Genomic DNA, 3,556 nt, shown 5'->3' with positions numbered 1-3,556 from the left:
GCCCGCGACTGCAGATGTGGCCGGGCGCCACGTCGTCGTGCACGGCGGCGACGAGCCCGCCGTGGCCCGCGCCGTGGAACTGGCCGAACAAGGCCAGGCCGCACGCGTCAACCTGCTGCACCGCCGCGACGTGTTCCAGGCGCCTGAAGCCCTGCTGCAACGCCTGCAGCAATTGCGCGATGCGGGCCGCATCCACGTCGAGGCCGCACAGATTACCGGCATTGACACTGCGGGCGACCGCCTCACCGCACTACAGGTGGTGGATGCCGACGGCAGCACCCGCGCCCTGGCGCTGGACCTGCTGGTGGCCGTGCTGGGCATCTCGCCCCGCCTCGGTCCCATTGCGGACTGGGGTTTGGCCATGGACCGCAAACAGCTGGTGGTGGACACCGAGGCCTTCCGCACCAGCGTGCCCGGCATTTACGCCGTGGGCGACATCAACACCTACCCCGGCAAACGCAAGCTCATCCTGTGCGGCTTCCACGAAGCCACGCTGGCGGCCTTTGGTGCGGCCGAGGTGCTCAAGGGCGACAAGGTGGCGCTGCAGTACACCACCACCAGTCCGCGCCTGCACCAGTTGCTGGGCGTCGCACCGTTATCGGCACCTTCTGCCACCGTGTAGTCCCGGCGGGCCAGGGCTCGTCACTTCGTGCCCAAACGACGGGCCCACAAATAAGCACAAAATGTCCAAAGGGCGCGCAGGCGCCCGGCACGATGGCGTCTCCATCCACCCACCAGGAGCACGCCATGAGCCAACCCCCCCTTCAATCCATCTGGGACACCTACACCGCGTCGTGGAAGACCGATTCGGCCGCGGACCGCACAGCCCTTTTTACCCAGTCCCTCGACCCTGCCTGCACCTACAACGACCCGCTGGCCACAGCCCAGGGCTGGGACCAATTGACGGCCTACATGGACAACTTTCACAGTCAGGTCCCCGGCGGGCATTTTGTGACCCACTATTTCGCCAGCCACAACCAGCAGAGCATCGCCAAATGGAACATGGTGGATGGCAGCGGGCAGGTGATCGGGGAAGGCGTGAGCTACGGCCGGTACAACGACCAGAATCGCCTGGTTGCCATGACCGGTTTCTTTGAAACCCCTTGAACCGACGCCACCGTGCTTTATCTCCGGCAAATCCAGGAGGGCATCGATTTCATCGAGGCCCATCTCGAATCCGATATCGAGCTTTCGGAGGTGGCACGGGCTGCGGGGATGAGCCAGTGGCACTTCCAGCGGATCTTCAAGGCGCTGACCAACGAAACCCTCAAGACCTATATCCGGTCGCGCCGGTTCTCGCGGGCGCTGGAGCAGTTGACCAACACACGGTTGAGCGTGCTCGACATTGCGCTGGCGTCGGGGTACGAGACGCAGGAGAGTTTCACGCGCGCGTTCCGCGATTGCTTTCGGCTCACGCCGTCGCAGTACCGCAAGATGGGCAACCGCTCGCTGTTCGTGCGCAAGATCCGCTTCGACGAAAGCTACCTCGGGCACATTCACCACAACATTTCGCTGGAACCCGACATCAAGGAGCAGCCTGCCATGCGGCTGGTCGGGCTGCCCACGGACTACTACGGCATCGACTCCGAAAAGAACAACCTGGGCCAGAAACTGCCGCCCCTGTGGGCGAAGTTCCTGCCCCGGCTGGGCGAGATTGCGAACACCGTGCCTGGGGTCTGCTACGGCGTCGTAGCCCCAGCGGGGCCCCACACCGAAGAACTGCGCTACCTGGCCTGCATCGAAGTGCGGGGCCTCGGTGCACTACCACCGGGCATGGTGGCCATGGAAATCCCCGGATCGACCTATGCACGCTTCACCCACCGGGGCCCTGCGCAGAACGTCGATGCGACGGTGAACTACATCTATGCGAGCTGGCTGCTGTCGGCCGGCCCGTCGCACACCCTGGGGCCGGATCTGGAAATCTACGGCTCGCAATACCACCCGACGTCCAGCGACTCCGTGATGCACTACGCGATCCCGATTGCCCAGGGCAAGCGCTGACCCTCCCCCTCCAAGAGGACCGTGCTCCTTTGGGGCGCCATCGCTAGGGGCGTCGAATCGACCTGCCGGAACCGACTGAGAGAGTCCCTTTGAACCTGATTAAGATCATCCGGAGCCAGGGTCGGAACAGTAATCGAGCTGCCCGCTACCTACTGGCCAGAAGCGGACATTGGAGCCACAAATGCCACTCGAATGGAAACACTCTGCAGATGGAGTCGACTGGGAAGAACTTTCTGCCCTCTATCGGGCTGCACCACTAGGCGAGAAGCCGCCGCTTCATCTGCAGAAAGTCTTCTCAAACAGCATGTTCAAGTGTTTCGTCTACGAGAATGCGACGCTCGTAGCGGTGGGACGCGCGCTCGCTGATGGTGGAGATTGCTCGTACATATGCGACGTTGCGGTATTGCCCAGCTATCAAGGCACAGGCCTCGGCAAACAAGTTGTCAGTGACCTGGTGGAAATGTCATCCGGTCACAAGAAAATCATCTTGTATGCGGTCCCAGGCAAAGAACCTTTCTACAGGAAATTCGGCTTCATGCGAATGAAGACGGCTATGGCCATCTTTAAGAATCAGCAGCAGCAGGTGGAGGGGGGCTACCTTAGTGAAAGCTAATCCTCAAATCAAGATGATGCGTACCGGCAAGTCGTCTGCTGCCGGGGGCCAAAGGTCTGCAACGGGCCCGCTAGCGTCCTTCTGTGTGGGGCAGAATCCGGCCAGAAGCGGACATTGGCAAATGGAGGCAGCAACAATGGCGGCCAAAGATCTTAGTTCTTCTTGGGCAACTACGTCTCGACACCTGATTGCAAGCAAGAGTCACTTGCCGTCGCCACTCCCAAACGGGGCGTTAGACGCTCTTCATCAGATGGATGAGTTTCTAAATCACAACGAACTCGGGTTGGCGCTGGAAGAAGCAGAGTTCCTTGGCGACCTTTGCCATTCCCCTCCAGCTTTTTGGGCGGAACTCCAGTTGGCGGCTGAAAACATGGGATTAAGCGAAGCAGCATCACGTTTTGAAGCTCGCAAGTAAACAGCCTCGCATCTGCAACATGGCAAGGACTGCTATGGGCCCGAAGCCGACGTTGGACAACAGCACCCCAAAGCTGGCGTTGATTCAAAACGAATCGATGCCTAACTCCTACGACTACACCAGATGACCAACGACGATGAAATTTCGCCAGAGCAACTCCGTAAGACGGCTGAGGAATTGCGAACGTTCTCGCAGGATCTACATAGGAAATTTGATGACGCGACGGCACTGCATGAAAGGACGATGCGTCGGCATCGCTTCTTCCCCCGAGATCGCGCGAACTTCTGGAAGATGCCCAAATGGCTGTGGGTTCCAATAGTCGGCTCGTTGATTCTTCTTTTTCTAATTGCACTGTTGTCAGTGGTCTGACACGGCAGTCAAGTGGAGTGCCTTTGGCAGCCGCGTCCTTTGGACGTTAAGTGTCTGCTTTTCCTAAGGCTACGCTGAACAAGCCCTCGAAATTTCCCGCGCGAACGCGGAAGACGCCATTTTTTGGATTTTGTGGCCTCTTGCGCCGCCCATTTGGG

The 3,556-nt window shown here is 59.9% G+C and carries 6 protein-coding genes; all 6 read left to right on the top strand.

The window, feature by feature from the left end; translation table 11 throughout:
- Positions 1–622: NAD(P)/FAD-dependent oxidoreductase (locus tag DBR23_RS30275; RefSeq protein ID WP_233250270.1), on the top strand; the 622-nt coding region annotated here is incomplete at its 5' end.
- 125 nt (positions 623–747) lie between these two features.
- Positions 748–1,107, top strand: a complete 360-nt coding sequence (locus DBR23_RS04445; protein WP_108497445.1) for a nuclear transport factor 2 family protein — start codon at positions 748–750, stop codon at positions 1,105–1,107.
- A 12-nt stretch (positions 1,108–1,119) separates the two neighbouring features.
- Entirely contained in the window at positions 1,120–2,001 is an 882-nt protein-coding gene (locus tag DBR23_RS04440; protein ID WP_108497444.1) for a helix-turn-helix domain-containing protein, read from the top strand.
- Between the two features lie 181 nt (positions 2,002–2,182).
- Positions 2,183–2,614 (top strand): GNAT family N-acetyltransferase, encoded by a 432-nt coding sequence (locus tag DBR23_RS04435; protein ID WP_108497443.1) that lies wholly within the window; start codon positions 2,183–2,185, stop codon positions 2,612–2,614.
- Positions 2,615–2,735: 121 nt separating this feature from the next.
- A complete protein-coding gene (locus DBR23_RS29180) occupies positions 2,736–3,029 on the top strand; it encodes a hypothetical protein (RefSeq protein ID WP_146191226.1) in 294 nt (97 codons plus the stop codon).
- A gap of 123 nt (positions 3,030–3,152) precedes the next feature.
- Positions 3,153–3,398 (top strand): hypothetical protein, encoded by a 246-nt coding sequence (locus DBR23_RS04430; protein WP_108497442.1) that lies wholly within the window; start codon positions 3,153–3,155, stop codon positions 3,396–3,398.
- Positions 3,399–3,556 lie beyond the last annotated feature (158 nt).

The sequence above is a fragment of the Acidovorax sp. HMWF018 genome, from assembly GCF_003061035.1.
GTDB lineage: Bacteria > Pseudomonadota > Gammaproteobacteria > Burkholderiales > Burkholderiaceae_C > Acidovorax > Acidovorax delafieldii.
The sequence above is the reverse complement of the archived record's forward strand: the minus strand, read 5'-3'. Positions and strand labels throughout refer to the sequence as shown.